Raw genomic sequence first — 17,090 nt, 5'->3', positions numbered from 1 at the left:
AGAAACACCCTATACTGAAGAAAACAAAGGAGGAGATTGCATGGTGTTTCCAAAAGATTTCTTATGGGGTGGCGCAACAGCGGCGAATCAAACGGAAGGTGCTTTTGACAAAAATGGTAGAGGATTATCCAATGTCGATTTAATGCCATTCGGCGAAAAACGTTTTGAGGTAGGCACTGGACAATTAGATCCAAGACAATTACCTGAAGGTACTGTTAATCCATCTCGAGTTGCGATTGATCATTATGGACATTATGAAGAAGACATTAAGTTAATGGCGGAAATGGGTTTTAAGGTTTACAGAATGTCTATTTCTTGGTCACGCATTTTCCCTCAAGGTGACGAATCAACTCCTAATGCATTAGGTTTAGAACACTATCGCAAGGTATTCCAATTGTGTAAAGACAATAATATTGAACCATTAGTAACTATTAATCATTTTGACATACCTATGTATCTGGTTGATAACTATGGGGGCTGGAAAAACCGCCAAACCGTTGATTTTTTTGTAAATTATGCCAAAAGCTTGTTTGAAAACTACAAAGATCTTGTTAAATACTGGCTAACATTCAATGAAATTAATATGGTTTTACATTTTCCATTTGTATCATCTGGATTAACTTTCCAAGAAAGTGATAATCGCCAGCAAATTACAACCGATGTGATTCATCATCAATTAGTTGCTAGTGCAAAAGTCACTGAAGTAGCTAAACAAATCAATCCCGATTTTCAAATTGGTTGTATGTTAGCTGCAGGTAGTTACTATCCACAAACACCTAATCCTAAGGATATGTGGAAATCAATCCTAGATGACCGTGATAGCTATATGTTTACCGATGTACAAGTACGTGGAAATTACCCAAATTACTATTTAAAACAAATGGAGCAAAAAGGCTTAACGATTCCTTTCCAAACTGGAGACAATGAAATTCTAGCAGAAAATACAGTTGATTTTATTAGCTTTTCTTATTATTCATCACGCGTTTCTAGTGCGAATCCTGATGCAGGTAATCAAACTGAAAGTAATATTTTCGCTTCTGAAGTTAACCCTTACCTAGAATCCAGTGATTGGGGTTGGCAAATCGACCCATTAGGATTCAGAATTACCATGAATCAAATCTATGATCGTTATAACAAACCATTATTTGTCGTAGAGAATGGGATTGGCGCATTTGATGAAGTAACAGAGGATAATCAAATTATCGATGACTATCGTATCCAATACCATAAAGAACACATTCAAGCCATGGCAGATACAATCGAACAAGACGGTGTGGAACTCTTAGGATATACTTCTTGGGCATGTATTGATTCCATTTCTAATGGTACAGGTGAGATGGCAAAACGTTACGGCTTTATTTATGTTGACCGTGATAATCATGGCAAGGGTAGCTTCCGCCGTATCCCTAAAAAGTCGTTTTATTGGTACAAACAAGTCATCGAAAGTAATGGGGCAAACTTGAGCAATGAATAAAACACAAATTAATTTATTGAGATTTTTGCTGTTAGTTGGTGGATCTATCATTATGGGGATTGGTATAGGACTAGCTATCTCAACCGGTTACGGTAGTGATGCCTTGTCATGGTTATGGCAAGGTATCACCTTGTACACCCCATTAACTTTAAACCAAGCTAATATGCTGGTCGCCATCTTATTCCTAATTCCGCCACTTCTTTTTGATCGTAGTCAATTAGGTATCGGAAGTATTATTCAACCTTATGTGGTTGGTATAATCACACAGACTATTGTCAATAGCAGTCTTAATTTATCAGGCAACCTCCTCATGTTAATTGTAGCAACGATTATTGTCGGTATTGGAGCAGGTATCTATTCGAGTGTAAACCTAGGCAAAATGCCCTATGATGCCAGTATTTTTCTTGTCAGTCGCAAGTACAATCTCTCTTTAGCTGTTGTAAAAAGTGTTAGTGACGCCATCATTTTCATCATCGCATGGGTTCTCAACAAACAACTAATTATCGGACCAATTGTTTCCGTCTTTATTATCGGTAATGTTTTGAACTACACCTACAATTTTATGCAAAAAACCTTTCAAAAATACCAAATTCATTTAAATAAATAACTCTGGAGGAGAAAAAAATGAGCGAATACACTCAATTAGCTAAAGACATCATTGATAATGTCGGTGGTAAAGAAAATGTTAAATCCCTACGTCACTGTATAACACGTTTAAGATTTGTCCTTAACAATGAAAGTCTTGCTAATACGGATTATTTGAAAAGTCGTGATGGAATCATTACTGTCGTCCAAGCAAGTGGTCAATATCAAGTCGTTATTGGTAATGAAGTCAGTGATGTTCATGATGAAATTCAAAAACAACTCGGCCAATTAACCGCTAACGGTGACGACCCAATTGTTGAAGAAGAGAATAAAACCAATCTACTGGATAAATTTGTTAATTTCATTTCACAATTATTCCAACCTTTCTTAGGGCCACTAGCTGCTGCCGGGATGATCAAAGGGATTGTAGCAATACTGGGATCCTTTGGTATGACTCCTGCGAATAGCGGATTTGCGGCTGTATTAAATATGGCAGGAGACGGCTTTTTCCAATTTCTACCCGTTATGCTTGCTGTAACTGCATCTAGAGTGCTAGATTTAAATATATTTAGTGCCTTAGGAATAGTTAGTGCGCTTTTATATCCTACCATCGGAGACTTAGCTAGCGGGGAAGTGCTATATACACTTTTTGCTAATACCGTTTTCGAATCCGATATTTTCCAAACCTTTTTAGGCATTCCAATTATTTTGCCGCCTGGTGGCTATATGGGAACGATCATTCCAATTATCATTGCCGTTTGGTTTGGCTCACGCGTTGAAAAGAAAGCCAAGCAAATCGTTCCTCGATCACTACAAACATTCTTTGTTCCATTTATTGTACTAATTGTTGCTGTGCCAGTTTCGATTCTCTTAATTGGTCCAGTTGCCAGTTGGGCTGCTAGTCTTATCGGTGTATTCTTCAGTTGGTTATATCAATTAAATACGTTGATATTTGGTATCCTTGTTGGTGGTTTATGGCAAGTGCTGGTTATGTTTGGTTTGCATTGGGGCCTTATTCCAATTGCTATTCTCCAAGTCGTCGATCAAGGCTTTACACCGATTTTTGGTGCCAGTGACGTCGCTTGGGCTAGTGTTATGGGTGTTTTAATAGCGGTATTTATTAAGACGAAAAATAGCAAAACAAAAGAACTAACTTTACCAGCAGCGATTTCATCCTTCTTTGGTGTCACGGAACCGGGTGTTTATGGTATTTTGTTACCTAACAAAATATTATTTATTATTTCATTAATTGCTGCTGGTATCGGTGGAGGTTACTCTGGGTTTTTCAATGTTGTACCTTATCGTATGGGTGGCTTAGGAATCTTTTCACTAGCCAGTTATATTCCCAATGATGGCGTCATTACGATGAACGTTTGGCACCGAATAATTTCTTTTGTACTGACATTTGTGATTGCCTTTATCATAACAATGATGGTAAAAGTTGATAAAAAAGCAGATGCTGAAGTAGAAGTGGTTAGTGAAACGGTTATAGAAGAACAATCTAAACCAGAAGCCATCTATAGTCCTTTAGACGGAGAAGTGATTCCGTTGGCAGATGTTGATGATCCAGTATTTTCAAGTGGTATGATGGGCAAAGGTGTTGCCATTATTCCAAGTGATGGAATAGTCTATGCGCCAACTGACGGTGAGGTCGTGACACTGTTTCCGACAGGCCACGCTATCGGTATCCAGTCTGATTTAGGCCATGAAATCTTAATTCATATTGGGATTAATACAGTGGAATTGGAAGGTCAGGGATTTAAACCATTAATCGTTGTAGGTGATAAGATAACCCAAGGGCAACCCCTCATTGAAGTAAATATCGCATTGCTAAAAGAAAGAGGCTTCTCAACAACTACCCCAATCATTATTACGAATGCTAAAGAAGATTCTGTTTTAACGATTGCTCAAGAGAGTCAAACTAAAGCTAAATCAGAACTATTCACCATTGAATAACAAATAATACAAACCATCAAGTGCGGATGTGCATTTGATGGTTTGTTTTTAAGTTTAGTGAGGAGAATCCTACTAAGTTTGGGAACACTCATGAGGATACTAGGAGAATCCTATTAAGTTTTTAAAACTCATGAGGATACTTGATGAAATCACCCTGAAAGTCGTTCATGGAAAGATGATGGAATATAAAATAGAGTCTATTAGTTTTATTCTAAAAATAGAATAACCACACCATGACTACTAGAGCAGCTAATTGGAAAAGGATATGCTGATTTATTTTGTTAGTAACTTGAAACATCAAGGCGCAAGCAACACCAATAACGCCAGTATTGACTGAGATAATACTAAAGTAGTTAAGGGTCGAAATGATTACAAAAGCAGCAAAGATTATGAGATTATGAGTCTTTTCTGTTGTCAAATGGCACCTTCCTTTATAGAGATGTTAATATTAATTATAGTATACTAAATTACAAGTTATATATCCTTCGTTATATATCCTTGTTAATGTGGTATATTAATTAGTACTAAAAATAATTAAACAGGTGAGTATATGCAGAAAAAAATATATCCAACAGAAGTTTTGGATGTGACGATTAATTATTTGGATGATCAAGGACGTGGAATAGTCAATTATGTTCATGCACCAGATAAAGGCTCCAACGGGAAACATTTGAAAATTGTAGTCGGGAAGGTGGTAGCTGGCGATAAAGTACGGGTGACGATACCGAATGCCAAGGGGCGACGGATGGCTGTCGTGGAATATGATGAATTGTTAGAAGCAGGACCGAGTCGGATTAATGATGATAGTATCTTAGTTAATGAAGCCGGTGGGACACCCTTACAGTTTATGGAATATGCGTATCAACTAGAATTTAAGCAAGAGTTGGTGCAGAGGTATTTAGTTGAAAAGGGGTTTGACAAGGAATTAGTGCAACCGATTATTGGGATGGAAAATCCGTATCGCTATCGCAATAAGATGGAGTTGACGTTTGGGGCAAATGGGGAATTGGGGATGCATCGCCAAGGAAATTTTCGCCAAATTATTGATATGGAAGACTCGATGTTGGCACCCGAAGAGATGGTGGCGGTTAAGCAGGTTGTGAGTCAGTGGCAAAAAGACTTTGCGTTGAGTGGTTATAATAAGGACACTAAGGAAGGTTTGTTGCGGAATTTAATGATGCGCAAGTCCTTTGCGACAGGTGAGTTGATGGTTGTGATTTTTGCAACTGAAAAAGCCGAAGCTTTGAAAGAGGCTGCGGATGATTTAACTGAGCGCTTGAGCAGGCAATTTGAAAATCTAGCTAGTTTGATTTGGGTTTTAAATCGCAATATTGCAGATAGAACGCAGTCTGAAGAAGAGATGGTTTTGTTTGGTCGCGATTATATTAATGATGAATTGCATGGGTATCACTATCGAATTTGGCATGATACTTTTTTTCAAGCTAATCCAGTGCAAGCTGAGAAGCTAGTGGAGTTGGCATTAGAATTTGCGGATGTAAACAAAGACATGCGTACATTGGATTTGTTTTGTGGGGTTGGGACATTCTCTTTGCCTTTTGCAGCGCGGTCTAAAGAATTAGCGGGGATTGAGATTGTTGAATCTTCCATATTGTCAGCTAGACGAAATGCAGAAGATAACGGTTTGGATAATACGTTTTTTATGGTTAGTGATGCACGTAGTGGCTTAAAAGAGTTGAAAGAAGTCTGGGGTCAACCAGACTTGTTGTTACTTGATCCACCCAGGAGTGGTGCTGGTGGTAAAGTGATGCGGAGTATTGGGCGATTTGGAACAGAGAAGGTTGTCTATGTGTCATGTAATCCAAAGAGCTTGGCGGAGGATTTGGTTTGGTTGCGTGAGTTTGGGTATGAGTTAAAGGTTGTGCAGCCGGTGGATCAATTTCCTCATACGGTGCATGTTGAGACGGTAGTATTGATGCAAAAGGTAAAAGGGTAATATGCTGTTATATCAGCTTTTTGAATGTGTTTACCATATTCAAGGGGCTGATTTTTTAGTATAATTGGTTTGGAAACGGATGAGATTGGGAATAATATCCAATACTTAATAGGTAGTAGATGGGAACTGGTCAACATCTTTTTCGTATAAAAAATGAATAAAATAAATTTAAGTAGCCTACTTATCATGGGGTTATTCTTTATAGATAGTTAGGTTAACTGTGATTAGTTAAGCCATTCCAGAAAGTGAGGGAACCAATGGATTTAAAGGACAGCATGTATTATATTCCAGCGAGGCATCAACCGAAACGGAAGCGAGTGGCTATTTATGCGCGTGTAAGCTCTAATACAAAAGATCAGTTACGAAGCCTAGCTAATCAAGTTTCGGCCTTAACTCAGAAAGTTTCCTTAGTGGAGGATTGGCGGTTAGTTGATATCTATATTGATGTAGCCTCAGCCAAAGAAAAATTAAAGCGGGAAGAGTTTAACCGTCTCATTGTTGATTGTCGTAATAAAAAAGTAACTATCGTTCTCACTAAGAGTGTGAGTCGTTTTGGTCGAGATACGATTGAAGCATTAGAGACAGTAAGATTACTCAAGGAATTAAAAGTTCGAATAATCTTTGATCAAGAAGACATTGACACTGCCAGTGAAGATAGTGAGTTACTGTTAACAATTTATGAATCTTTAGCTCAAGCTGACAATGAGTCCCGCAGTCAGAATATCAAATTAGGGCACAGATACAGAGCGATGGATGGAACATCAAAACTCTATCATCGAAAATGTTATGGTTATGATCATGATAAAGAGGGGTTGTTAATCGTTAATGAAGAGCAAGCCGTAGTTGTTAGACAGATTTTTGCTTGGTATCTTGAGGGGAACAGTATTGTAGGCTTAATTAAATTACTTGAAGAAAACCATATTCCCTCACCACGAGGAAAAGCAAAATGGTCTAAACGTGCGCTCGAAACCATGTTGAGTAATGAAAAGTACATTGGAAAAGTCCACTTGTTTAAAAACAATGAATATGAAGACAGCTATCTTATTGAGGATAACCATACAGCCATTATTTCTAAGTATGTATTTGAAAAAGTTCAGAGTGAGAAGTCTAGGCGGAGTAATGTAATAAGGACGGGAAATGGGCTTGAGCGGAAGAATAGTAAGTATAGTTCGAAAGCTTAAATATGGAACTAAGGGAGAAATATGACAACAGTTAAGCAGCACTATGTATCACAATTTTATTTGAAGAAATTTTCCGTATCTTCAAATCATCTTATAGATGCATTTTTAAAACCACAAAATAAATTTATTAATACTAATGCAAAAAATATATGCTATAGAAAATATTTTTATGATCCTGATGATGTTACAAAGTTTAATAAATGGATTATTGAACAAGCTTCAAGATATAATCTTTCAATCCCCAATGAGCGTTTAGCTCACGGCCAATATATTGAGTCCGAATTTTTAACTGCTCTTGAAAAAACTACATCGAACTGCTTAAATAAAATTTTAGAATCATCAAATGGTATTATTTTACAGGATGATAGATTTAGAGTGTGTATAATGATGTTTTTTGTAAATTTACACGCGAGATCACCCTATCTTAGAGATAAATATGAAAGCTTTTTTGATCAACGAAGAGAAGCTTATAAAAAATTTCCACAACATATTCAGGATGAATTTAATCATGTGCTAGAAAAATCATCCAAAGAACAGCAAATCTCTGAAATAATAGATATGAGATACTACTTTGATGGTATTATCCAAAGATCAAAATATGAATGGAGCCTAGCTGTGTTAAATGAAGACAACACATTTTTTATTGGAGATAACTTTACCTATTTAAATAACCTGAAAGAATTATGTATTCCTATATCCCTAGATAAAGCGATTTTAATAAGGCCTAAAAATCCAAATCAAAGAAAACGGTATCCTGAAAAGACGAATAAGAAATATTTGACTAAACTAAATGAAAGATCCTATTTTATTTGCTCTACTTTTCAAGATGCTAATAGTGAGGTTCTTGTTGGAGATAAAGATTCAATTAGTAAATATATGAAGATACAAAATGGGCTAGAAGTTTAATTTTAAGTAAGTTTGCTAAGCTCTCATTTATAATTATTTTAGTTGTTATTCCTGATTCTTAAGATGATTTACCGGAACATTAACAAGATGGTTTTAAATGCCAATGGTATATCCTCACTAAATTATGCAGCAATCATTTGATCATTTTTTTCAATCTAGATAACTAAACATTCAAAAGTGTGTTTGCTTTGTAAAAATAATAGCCTAATCAAGAATATTAGAGTGGGTAAGTTAGTTTTAATACGGAACACCCTAAAATCAAGGTTTCTAAAGGGTTGCGACGGTTCGGGAATAACCTGAAAAGTACATGTTGAGTGTATAGTATTGATGGAAAAGGTTCAGACAAGAATAGCTTAATATCAACGTTTTCAGGATGTTTGAGTAGATATGTATCTGATATTTAGTACAGCAAAATTAAAATGTAGCTTGATTTTGTATTTTGGGCTGTGAAGTGATGAATTCGTCTGTGGGAACAGGTCGAATATTATCTTAATAATCTTTAAACTAGTTCGTAACGTTTATTTATAAGTTAAGGAAGTTTTTATATTTATATGGAGGGTAAAATGGCAGAGTCATATTATACGTTATTTAATGAGTTTCTAAAAATATGTAAACAACTCAATTCTATCAACATTACTCCTACATTAATGGGTTCCCTTGGATTGCAATATCTCACAGATGAAAATTGGATCCCATCAGACATTGACATCCATGTTGAAGGAGATCCAAGGGGTTGGGAGGCACCAGATGAGGATAGGATTTATAATTGGGACGCAATACTTACCCTTATGTTAAATTTAGGCTATGAATTAGTTGGTATTCATGAACATGAATTCCATAACAAAGGCATAAGTGTTGAATATGGAGCAGTTAATACTTTACCTGAGTTTGCAAAGGTTGAACTCAATGATTTAAGCTTGATAGAAGAGTCTGGAGTGAAGTTTTATTTACCTACATTAAGACAATATCTTAATATTTATCAGGCATCTTCAAAAGATTCATATCGCAATGATAATAACAATTTCAAGGATTTTCGCAAAATAGAATATTTAATAAAGCAATTAAAAATAGATGGAGAGAGTGTAAGTTAATCAATAACGCTAATAATCATGAGGGGATTATCAGCCGCGAACAGTTTCAAGCTGTCCAAGAAGAAAAAGCCAGACGAAGCAATGTCGTCCAGCAAGGCAATGAAGTGAAACGGGCTGGGAAGAAATATAGTTCTATGACAGACTCTAATTAAAGGAAAGGGTCACTTTTTGATCATTATCGGGAAGACTAACGTGAATATTACATAGGTAGCAAGCTGGCTAGATACCATCTTCATGCAGCAACTTGAATTGCTGGTCAATATGATTTTGAATGTGATTCGTGATTTCTTTAATATCTAGATCAGTCTGGTGACTAATTGGGAAAATGTTTTCAGGTTGTGCTTCAAATTGCTCCTCCCCGTTATAGGCACAGAAAGATTCATAAGCTATACAAGCTACATTAGGTGAATGATTGTATTTGAGAAAAAATCGTATTTGAAATCATGGACATGCTTAAACAATGGGTGCTCGTTATGCAAAAAAATCTGAACAATAAACGATGTTTGTTTTAAAGTTATCATGGCTATCTCCTCCTTGTCAGTATGAGATATTAACTCTACTTGGAGATGATAGCCAGTGATTAGCCTACTTATCTATCGACTTATTTTAGATTCCGTATAAGTGTTGATACAATAGCGTTTTCTAGGATAAGAAATAGACTAAAAATTGCATGTGGAGTGCATTGCGTTGATACAAAAGAAAACTATATAGAAATCCTGAGATTCAAGCAGTTTCATGACCATTTCGTATTCATTGAAGATGAACATAATTTCAAGAAAAAGGTAATGAAAAAGTACTTCAACGTTTCAGTAGTTGTTAACCTAGAGTGTGGAGATACAAGGAGATAAAAAAATAAACAACTTAAGTGATTAATGGTTGCTGTATCATTGACTAGAAGACTGATATTTTTATGATGAAAATATCAGTCTTTAAATATATACTTGTTAATTTATTATTTACCAATTTCTTGAATGGCTTTCATTCCGCCTTCAATAACTTTAGGATTTAATCCTTTTGATTCAAGGAAAGAAGCCGCTGCAGTACTTCGGTTACCAGATCCACAAAGCGTGAAAATTTGTTTGCTCGTATCCAGTGATTGATAATCATTAACTAAATCTTCAAATGGAATATTGACCAAATTCTTCTCAGGTGCTGGGCGTGTAATTTCGTCTGGATGTCTAACGTCAAGTAATATAAAATCATCTGATTTATTCAGGAAATCTTCAGCAGGGGTGGTTTCCGTTGTTTGTAAGTTTTCTTCGGGTACTTCCTCTATCAAAAGATAGCCATTGTTTTGAGTAAAACCTAATTCACCAGCTACCCCAGATAGTTCTGCTAGTTGAGCTTCGTCCTCAGAAGCAACGATAAAAATAACTGGTTGATTTACATCGAGATAATAAGTTGCATACGTTTTAAAGTTACTTGGGTTAAGATTGAGAGAGTTTTTAATATGTCCCTCTTGGTACCCATGTTGAGTTCGAACATCAACCAGTTGTTGGTTATTAATGTCCTCGTAAAATATTTTCTTCATTTGTAATGCTCCTCCTGATAGTTATGTATTCATTTATTATTTACTAAAGTTGAATGAAAGGTATTTACTAAAGTTGAATGAAAGGGGGATAAATAGGTGTCACTCTCAAAAAGTATCCCTAATGATCCTTCAACAAAATGAAGTAAATAAAAATGATAAGATTACTTGACAAAGCATAGAGACTCATCTATACTCAATACATTGACAAGTATCTATGTGAGTAAAGTATATGAAATCTAGAGAATTATTGCAAGTTTTCTTGCATCATATAGGTCGATTTGTATACAATACATAGATAGGTACCTATGTATTCAATATATAGACAATCGCCTATATAGGTGGTTAATCGATTGTTGAAGCAAAGTCAGTTATTTTGTCCAAATAGTTTAATAAAGGAGTGGAAAATAGAATGGAAATTTTTAATCCAAAAGAACATATTGACACAAAGTATTTATTCTATACAGGTAAAGGTGGCGTTGGGAAAACAACGGCCGCTAGTGCAACAGCCATTCAATTAGCGAATGATGGTTTCAAAGTTGTCTTGGTGAGTACAGACCCTGCCAGTAATTTACAAGATGTTTTTGAACGAGAATTAGATGATAACGGAACAGAAATTGAAGAAATTCCTGGTTTAACAGTCGCTAACTTTGATCCAGTCAGTGCTGCAGAAGAATATAAAGAATCCATTGTGGGTCCTTATCGTGGAATTCTGCCAGACGCTGCAGTTCAAAATATGGAAGAACAATTAAGTGGTTCCTGTACGACAGAAGTTGCTTCTTTTGATCAGTTCGCAAAATTTTTAACGAGCCCTGATATATCTGATCAATACGACTATATCATTTTTGATACAGCACCTACCGGCCATACATTGAGACTCTTACAACTGCCTTCTGCTTGGACAAACTTCTTTGATGAAAATACAACTGGCACAAGCTGTATGGGTCAATTATCTGGTTTAGATGAAGAGAGAGAAAGTTATAGTTTGGCAGTAGAAACACTTGCTAATGCTGAAATGACAACTTTACTTCTCGTGACTCGTCCACAAGAAGGACCATTAGTCGAAGCCAATCGTGCGTCCGAAGAATTACGAGCATTAGGGGTTGAAAACCAAAAATTGATTGTGAATGGTCTTTTAGAAAATCCAACAGATACGATTTCTCAAACATACTATGACATTCAACAAGAGTCATTAAAGCAAATGCCTGAAAATCTTAAAAACTTGCCTACTTTTGAAATTCCATTAAGACCATATAATCTAGCAAGTATCGAAAGTATCGGTTTATTACTTAGTGAAGAACAACCTGAAATCAGTCATGAAGAAGTGCAGGAACAGGAATACCCACGCTTACAAACTGTTATCGATGATTTACACAACACAAACAAACGAGTCGTCTTTACAATGGGTAAAGGTGGCGTTGGGAAAACAACCATCGCAGCCAGCATTGCGAAAGGCCTTGTAGAAAAAGGTAAAAAAGTTCATTTAACAACGACCGATCCTGCAGCTCACTTAAATTATATTGTGCATGAATCAGATACTCTTGGGGTTAGCCATATTGATGAGAAAAAAGAGTTAGAGCTTTACCAAAATGAAGTTTTAGCTAAAGCGCGTGAATCAATGTCGGAAGAGGATTTAGCTTATGTAGAAGAAGATCTAAACTCACCTTGTACAGAAGAAATTGCGGTATTCAGAAAATTTGCTGAAATTGTTTCGATGACGGAAGCAGATGTGGTGGTTATTGATACTGCGCCTACGGGACACACACTTTTACTTTTAGAATCTTCTCAAAGTTACGCCCAAGAGGTGGAGCGAACTTCTGGAGAAGTACCAGAATCAATTACCCGACTCCTGCCTATTTTACAAGATCACAACCAAACAGAAGTGGTCATGGTGACATTACCTGAAAATACACCTGTCTATGAATCCATTCGTCTGCAAGAAGATTTAGACCGCGCAGGGATTGCGCATACTTGGTGGGTGGTTAATAACAGTTTATTATCAACAGGGACTACAAATGAAACATTGTTAGCTCGCGCAAAATCGGAAGAAGAATGGATCCAACGTGTCGATGGATTATCAAATGGGCATTTTGCGGTCATCGACTGGAGTCCTATTGAGTTAAAAGAGGATGTTCTTGCTACAATTATTTAATCTCAAAGGAGAATATAAATGAATTATGAATTATTTGCTGAAAAAATGAAAGCTTTATCTGATCCAAACCGAGTAAAGATACTCGATTTACTATCCTGCGATACTTTATGTGCCTGTGATTTGCTCGAACACTTTGATTTTACTCAACCAACTCTCTCCCATCATATAAAAGTATTAAGAGATGCGGATTTAATTGTTACAGAAAAAATAGGAACTTGGCATCATTATTCGGTGAATCGGGAATTATCTACCGAGATAACAGAAATCCTTCAAAGTGTTTTCTCAAGTTCTGAAAGATGTATTTGTCATACAACAATAAATGAAAAGGAAGATCAATATGAAAAAGTTAGCCATTTATGAACCTGCCCTATGCTGTAGTACCGGAGTTTGTGGACCTTCAGTGGACGAGGATTTACTACGTATTACGGGTGTGATGAAACAAGTGAAAGAAGAAGACGATGTGATGATGATCCGTTACAATCTTGCTTCCAATCCTAATTCGTTTGTACGAAATCAAAACGTCATAGACACTATGCAAAATGAAGGACAAGACTCTCTTCCAATTACTGTATTAGATGGAGAAATTGTTAAAATAGGTGCTTATCCAACGAATGAAGAAATTAGTGAATATTTAGGTATTCAACTGGTTAAAGAAGCGATTCAATAAGAAAAATATTTGAGGTGCGAAATTTATTTTAGAAAAAGAGGTAAAATATGAACAAATTAGAGATATTTGAACCCGTTATGTGCTGCAGTAGTGGAGGTTGTGGCTCATCAGTGGATGAAAATCAAATGCTAATTACATCTGTCATCAATGCATTAAATACTATTGATGGATATCAAGCTTATCAATATAATTTGACTGACAATCCTATGCAATTTGTAAGTAATGAAACCGTTAGTACTATCTTACAGAAAGAGAATACTGCTGCTTTGCCAATCACAGTATTGAATGGCAAAGTGAAGAAAGCTGGAGCTTATCCAACTCTTGATGAAATTTCTGAATATACTGGTGTACGTTTTATGGTAACAGACCAATCTGGTGAGAGTGATTGTGGTTCCACTGGATGTTGTTAAGGAAAAAGAAGTAAGAAGTTTATCTTCTTTTGTTTCACATTAAAATATTAAATACGATTATTATTGGAGGAAAATCATGAAAGAAACAGCTTTAAAAGAAAAAGTATCGAATAAAGCAAATGGGATTGGACTTTGGGAACGTTATTTAAGTTTATGGGTTGCTTTATCAATGATTATAGGTGTAGCGCTAGGGCAATTTGTTCCTGCAATTCCTAATTCCTTAAGTCAATTTGAGTACTATAATGTATCGATTCCAACAGCTATTTTAATATGGTTAATGATTTTTCCAATGATGTTAAAAATTGATTTTAGCAGTATTGTAAATGCAACAAAAAAACCCAAAGGATTAATCTTAACTACCGTAGTAAACTGGTTAATTAAACCATTTACCATGTATGGAATTTCCGCCTTTTTCTTTTTGGTAGTATTTAGACCGTTTTTAAGTCCAGAACTAGCCAATGAATACATAGCTGGTGCGATTCTTTTAGGGGCAGCTCCTTGTACGGCTATGGTATTTGTATGGAGTGAACTAACAAAAGGTGATCCAGCATACACCTTATTGCAAGTATCTATCAATGATATTATTGTTCTCTTTTTATATGCTCCAATCGTTGCATTCTTATTAGGAATAGGTAATGTTTCTGTACCGATGGGTACACTGTTAATTTCCATTTTTGTATTCATTGTAATCCCTTTGGCTCTAGGAATTATTGTTCGAAAATACGTGGTAAAACAAAAAGGTGACGATTATTTTGAAAAAGATTTTGTGAATAAATTTGATGGGACCACACGGATTGGTTTACTACTAACTTTAGTTATTATCTTTTCATTCCAAGGAGAACGAATTCTAAGTAATCCATTCCATATTTTATTAATTGCTATTCCACTAATCATTCAAAATATTGTCATATTTTTCCTCGGATACGGTGGAGCTAAAGCGTGTAAACTACCATTCTCAATAGCAGCACCCGCAGCCATGGTTGGAACGAGTAACTTTTTTGAACTTGCTGTAGCTGTTTCAATTGCATTGTTTGGATTAAATTCTGGTGCAACTTTAGCAACCGTTGTCGGTGTGTTGATAGAGGTTCCTACGATGTTACTATTGGTCAGATTTGCAAACAAAACACAACATTGGTTTGATGGTTACGAATATTAATTAAAAAGAGAAGAAAATTATGTGATAGAACCTTTTATCAACTGTTTTATTAACTTCAAATTTGAATGGCTTTTTTTATTCCGATTCACTCCGATACATTGATGACCATTTATCTATCTTTTTTTTTAGAACATAGTATACTTATTTTAGGCAAATGGTTATATACGACTTTTTAATTTAGACACTTGCCTATCAATTTAAATGATAGTAATTTTTGGTTTCAACCAACACAATTCAGGAGGAAAAGATGAAAGAAATTAACTATACTGATATTCAAGGTGGTAGACTTATTGATATTCGCTCACAATACGCTTTTCAAGCGGGTCATGCAAAAGGATCTCTAAATTTAAACCCTAGTAACTTCAAGAAATACCTTCAAGATTTCTTGACATCCGATCAATCTATAATAATTATTGCAGGACAAGATAATTTAACTGATATTGACGCCTTATCGGAATATCTTCAAGAAATCGGATATGTTCATATAAAAGGTTATCTTCTAGCAGAGAACATCCCAGCCGAAAAATTAGAAATCCTTGAAACAATTCCTGCGAATGATTTTCTCAATTTATCTGATAACTATATCTTATTGGATGTGAGACAGCCCGCTGAAATTACCCGCCCTGCACCTAAGCAAAATTTAATGAATATACCTTTTGAAGAATTGCCTCATAGTCTCGCATCGCTTGATAATCATATAGACATCTATACATTGTGTGGATCAGGCAATCGCAGTACGGCTGCTGCTTCTTATCTCCTTAGTAAAGGATTTCAAACTAAAGTCATTGAAGGTGGCATGAAGGCAATTCAAGAAGCACAAGTATAATCTGGCACTCCACTAAGATTGACAAGCCATAAAGGAGCATTTAATATGACAAAAAAAGTTATCTATTTCTTATGTACTCGTAATTCCGCCCGAAGCCAAATAGCTGAAGGTTTAGCCAAAACATATTTATCAGACGATTATGAAGTTCATAGCGCAGGTATCGAAGTAAGTTCCGTTCATCCGATAGCTATCCAAGTTATGAAAGATATCGACATTGATATTTCAGAGCAAACATCTAAATTAATCAATTTGAAATTATATCAAGCAGCAGATATCGTGGTGACGCTTTGTAAAGATGCTTACGAAAGATGCCCCAACGTACCTCCGCGTACTAAGCACCTTCATTGGGGCATAGATGACCCTACCATGGCAGTAGGAACCGAGACAGAGATTTTACAAGCTTTTGTTAACACACGCAATGAAATAGAACAGCTAATCAAAGAATTCGCTGAAAAAGGATTAGCCGGCACTACTACTTTTATTGACAAAGAAGAAACTTTCTATCCTCAGAAAGAAAACTTTGGAGACATTCTACAATCGATCCGTGAAGAGCATAGCATGACACAAGAAGAACTTGCTGAGCGTTTAAAGGTAAATGTAAACTTCATTAAACGCGCGGAAGAGGATAAAGCCATCCCCTCTAAGTTTTTTGTCCATTATTTGGCTTCATTAATTGAGGAAGATTACGAAACGGTATTAAATCGTCTCTATGAAGTAAAATAATAATACAATCATTCTATTATAATACCCCCCAGCAAACTTTAGCTGAGTGGGTATTATTTATGCTATAATTAATTTTTATTTATTTATTCAATGAGTGATGAATACGGCAGAATGAAAGGTTATCATTCTTACTTGAGGAGGTCTTGTGAGCGGTGGAATATCGTAATAACAGCGTTGATTGAGACAACTGATTCCTAAACGTTGGAAGAAAGGAAGGACGAAAATCACTTGTCTGAAAAAACTTGGACTTGATGAGGAGAATGCCAAACGTATCTCTGTATCCAAGAAAAAAATATTGGTATGTTCTGGATGATAGTGAAGAAGAATACTGGGTTGCTTTTATTATTGAAACAAAAGCGAAAACAAAAGACTTAAAATAGGAAAAATTTTCAAAAAAATTAAATCAAATCTGCTCAAATATTTTTTGAAACGAAGAAAGCAGATAGTATGAATGTAGAGTTTAAAGCACAGCTTCAAAATG

17 protein-coding genes are annotated in these 17,090 nt (G+C 35.7%); 15 read left to right on the top strand and 2 right to left on the bottom strand.

Annotated features, from left to right (window positions below):
* The first annotated feature begins 40 nt into the window (after window positions 1-40).
* From NRE15_RS04480 to NRE15_RS04470, 3 genes are read left to right on the top strand one after another with little or no spacing between them, the layout of a single operon-like run.
* A complete protein-coding gene (locus NRE15_RS04480) occupies window positions 41-1,474 on the top strand; it encodes a 6-phospho-beta-glucosidase (protein WP_313794403.1) in 1,434 nt (477 codons plus the stop codon).
* Window positions 1,467-2,081, top strand: a complete 615-nt coding sequence (locus NRE15_RS04475; RefSeq protein WP_313794402.1) for a hypothetical protein — start codon at window positions 1,467-1,469, stop codon at window positions 2,079-2,081. Before NRE15_RS04480 ends, NRE15_RS04475 begins: the two co-directional genes overlap by 8 nt.
* 17 nt (window positions 2,082-2,098) lie before the next feature.
* Window positions 2,099-4,015, top strand: coding sequence for a beta-glucoside-specific PTS transporter subunit IIABC (locus tag NRE15_RS04470; RefSeq protein WP_313794401.1), 1,917 nt, complete (start codon window positions 2,099-2,101; stop codon window positions 4,013-4,015).
* A gap of 211 nt (window positions 4,016-4,226) precedes the next feature.
* Here the strand turns inward: NRE15_RS04470 and NRE15_RS04465 are convergent, their stop codons facing one another.
* Window positions 4,227-4,433, bottom strand: coding sequence for a hypothetical protein (locus NRE15_RS04465; RefSeq protein ID WP_313794400.1), 207 nt, complete (start codon window positions 4,431-4,433; stop codon window positions 4,227-4,229).
* Window positions 4,434-4,565: 132 nt separating this feature from the next.
* Between NRE15_RS04465 and rlmD the strand changes: the two genes are divergently transcribed.
* From rlmD to NRE15_RS14615, 5 genes are all read left to right on the top strand, one after another.
* A complete protein-coding gene (gene rlmD, locus NRE15_RS04460; RefSeq protein WP_313794399.1) occupies window positions 4,566-5,969 on the top strand; it encodes a 23S rRNA (uracil(1939)-C(5))-methyltransferase RlmD in 1,404 nt (467 codons plus the stop codon).
* A gap of 257 nt (window positions 5,970-6,226) precedes the next feature.
* Window positions 6,227-7,150, top strand: a complete 924-nt coding sequence (locus NRE15_RS04455) for a recombinase family protein (RefSeq protein WP_313794398.1) — start codon at window positions 6,227-6,229, stop codon at window positions 7,148-7,150.
* A 21-nt stretch (window positions 7,151-7,171) separates the two neighbouring features.
* Complete coding sequence (locus NRE15_RS04450; RefSeq protein WP_313794397.1) at window positions 7,172-8,056, top strand: DUF4238 domain-containing protein; 885 nt, start codon at window positions 7,172-7,174, stop codon at window positions 8,054-8,056.
* Between the two features lie 563 nt (window positions 8,057-8,619).
* Window positions 8,620-9,147: a phosphoribosylanthranilate isomerase gene (locus NRE15_RS04445; protein WP_313794396.1), complete on the top strand. Its 528-nt coding sequence runs from the start codon at window positions 8,620-8,622 to the stop codon at window positions 9,145-9,147.
* On the top strand, window positions 9,102-9,299 hold the full coding sequence (locus tag NRE15_RS14615; protein WP_390887193.1) for a recombinase family protein: 198 nt from the start codon (window positions 9,102-9,104) through the stop codon (window positions 9,297-9,299). The genes NRE15_RS04445 and NRE15_RS14615 overlap by 46 nt, the downstream gene beginning before the upstream one ends.
* 800 nt (window positions 9,300-10,099) lie before the next feature.
* Here NRE15_RS14615 and NRE15_RS04440 read toward each other — a convergent pair.
* Complete coding sequence (locus NRE15_RS04440; protein ID WP_313794395.1) at window positions 10,100-10,678, bottom strand: rhodanese-like domain-containing protein; 579 nt, start codon at window positions 10,676-10,678, stop codon at window positions 10,100-10,102.
* Between the two features lie 409 nt (window positions 10,679-11,087).
* Here NRE15_RS04440 and arsA point away from each other — a divergent pair, with 409 nt between their 5' ends.
* From arsA to NRE15_RS14610, 7 genes are all read left to right on the top strand, one after another.
* Window positions 11,088-12,827 carry an arsenical pump-driving ATPase gene (gene arsA / locus NRE15_RS04435; protein ID WP_313794394.1) on the top strand — a complete coding sequence of 580 codons (1,740 nt, stop codon included), beginning with the start codon at window positions 11,088-11,090 and terminating at the stop codon, window positions 12,825-12,827.
* An 18-nt stretch (window positions 12,828-12,845) separates the two neighbouring features.
* A complete protein-coding gene (locus NRE15_RS04430) occupies window positions 12,846-13,187 on the top strand; it encodes an ArsR/SmtB family transcription factor (RefSeq protein WP_313794393.1) in 342 nt (113 codons plus the stop codon).
* On the top strand, window positions 13,165-13,494 hold the full coding sequence (arsD, locus tag NRE15_RS04425) for an arsenite efflux transporter metallochaperone ArsD (RefSeq protein ID WP_313794392.1): 330 nt from the start codon (window positions 13,165-13,167) through the stop codon (window positions 13,492-13,494). Before NRE15_RS04430 ends, arsD (NRE15_RS04425) begins: the two co-directional genes overlap by 23 nt.
* 47 nt (window positions 13,495-13,541) lie before the next feature.
* Window positions 13,542-13,904, top strand: a complete 363-nt coding sequence (gene arsD / locus NRE15_RS04420) for an arsenite efflux transporter metallochaperone ArsD (RefSeq protein WP_313794391.1) — start codon at window positions 13,542-13,544, stop codon at window positions 13,902-13,904.
* Between the two features lie 76 nt (window positions 13,905-13,980).
* The gene (arsB, locus tag NRE15_RS04415; protein WP_313794390.1) at window positions 13,981-15,060 is read left to right on the top strand and encodes an ACR3 family arsenite efflux transporter; all 1,080 of its coding nucleotides are present in this window, start codon (window positions 13,981-13,983) and stop codon (window positions 15,058-15,060) included.
* Between the two features lie 247 nt (window positions 15,061-15,307).
* Window positions 15,308-15,886: a rhodanese-like domain-containing protein gene (locus NRE15_RS04410; protein ID WP_313794389.1), complete on the top strand. Its 579-nt coding sequence runs from the start codon at window positions 15,308-15,310 to the stop codon at window positions 15,884-15,886.
* Between the two features lie 45 nt (window positions 15,887-15,931).
* Complete coding sequence (locus NRE15_RS14610) at window positions 15,932-16,609, top strand: arsenate reductase/protein-tyrosine-phosphatase family protein (RefSeq protein ID WP_390887182.1); 678 nt, start codon at window positions 15,932-15,934, stop codon at window positions 16,607-16,609.
* Window positions 16,610-17,090: the final 481 nt, after the last annotated feature.

It is taken from the genome of Fundicoccus culcitae (assembly GCF_024661895.1).
Classification (GTDB): Bacteria; Bacillota; Bacilli; order Lactobacillales; family Aerococcaceae; genus Fundicoccus_A; species Fundicoccus_A culcitae.
The sequence above is the reverse complement of the archived record's forward strand: the minus strand, read 5'-3'. Positions and strand labels throughout refer to the sequence as shown.

Excerpts from the sequence above, each read along its gene's own strand:
- arsD (WP_313794391.1), top strand. The coding sequence starts at position 13,542 with ATGAACAAATTAGAGATATTTGAACCCGTTATGTGCTGCAGTAGTGGA.
- NRE15_RS04445 (WP_313794396.1), top strand. The coding sequence starts at position 8,620 with ATGGCAGAGTCATATTATACGTTATTTAATGAGTTTCTAAAAATATGT.
- arsB (WP_313794390.1), top strand. The coding sequence starts at position 13,981 with ATGAAAGAAACAGCTTTAAAAGAAAAAGTATCGAATAAAGCAAATGGG.
- NRE15_RS04450 (WP_313794397.1), top strand. The coding sequence starts at position 7,172 with ATGACAACAGTTAAGCAGCACTATGTATCACAATTTTATTTGAAGAAA.
- arsD (WP_313794392.1), top strand. The coding sequence starts at position 13,165 with ATGAAAAAGTTAGCCATTTATGAACCTGCCCTATGCTGTAGTACCGGA.
- NRE15_RS14610 (WP_390887182.1), top strand. The coding sequence starts at position 15,932 with ATGACAAAAAAAGTTATCTATTTCTTATGTACTCGTAATTCCGCCCGA.
- NRE15_RS04480 (WP_313794403.1), top strand. The coding sequence starts at position 41 with ATGGTGTTTCCAAAAGATTTCTTATGGGGTGGCGCAACAGCGGCGAAT.
- NRE15_RS04410 (WP_313794389.1), top strand. The coding sequence starts at position 15,308 with ATGAAAGAAATTAACTATACTGATATTCAAGGTGGTAGACTTATTGAT.
- NRE15_RS04475 (WP_313794402.1), top strand. The coding sequence starts at position 1,467 with ATGAATAAAACACAAATTAATTTATTGAGATTTTTGCTGTTAGTTGGT.
- arsA (WP_313794394.1), top strand. The coding sequence starts at position 11,088 with ATGGAAATTTTTAATCCAAAAGAACATATTGACACAAAGTATTTATTC.
- NRE15_RS04440 (WP_313794395.1), bottom strand. The coding sequence starts at position 10,678 with ATGAAGAAAATATTTTACGAGGACATTAATAACCAACAACTGGTTGAT.
- NRE15_RS04470 (WP_313794401.1), top strand. The coding sequence starts at position 2,099 with ATGAGCGAATACACTCAATTAGCTAAAGACATCATTGATAATGTCGGT.
- NRE15_RS04455 (WP_313794398.1), top strand. The coding sequence starts at position 6,227 with ATGGATTTAAAGGACAGCATGTATTATATTCCAGCGAGGCATCAACCG.
- NRE15_RS04430 (WP_313794393.1), top strand. The coding sequence starts at position 12,846 with ATGAATTATGAATTATTTGCTGAAAAAATGAAAGCTTTATCTGATCCA.
- rlmD (WP_313794399.1), top strand. The coding sequence starts at position 4,566 with ATGCAGAAAAAAATATATCCAACAGAAGTTTTGGATGTGACGATTAAT.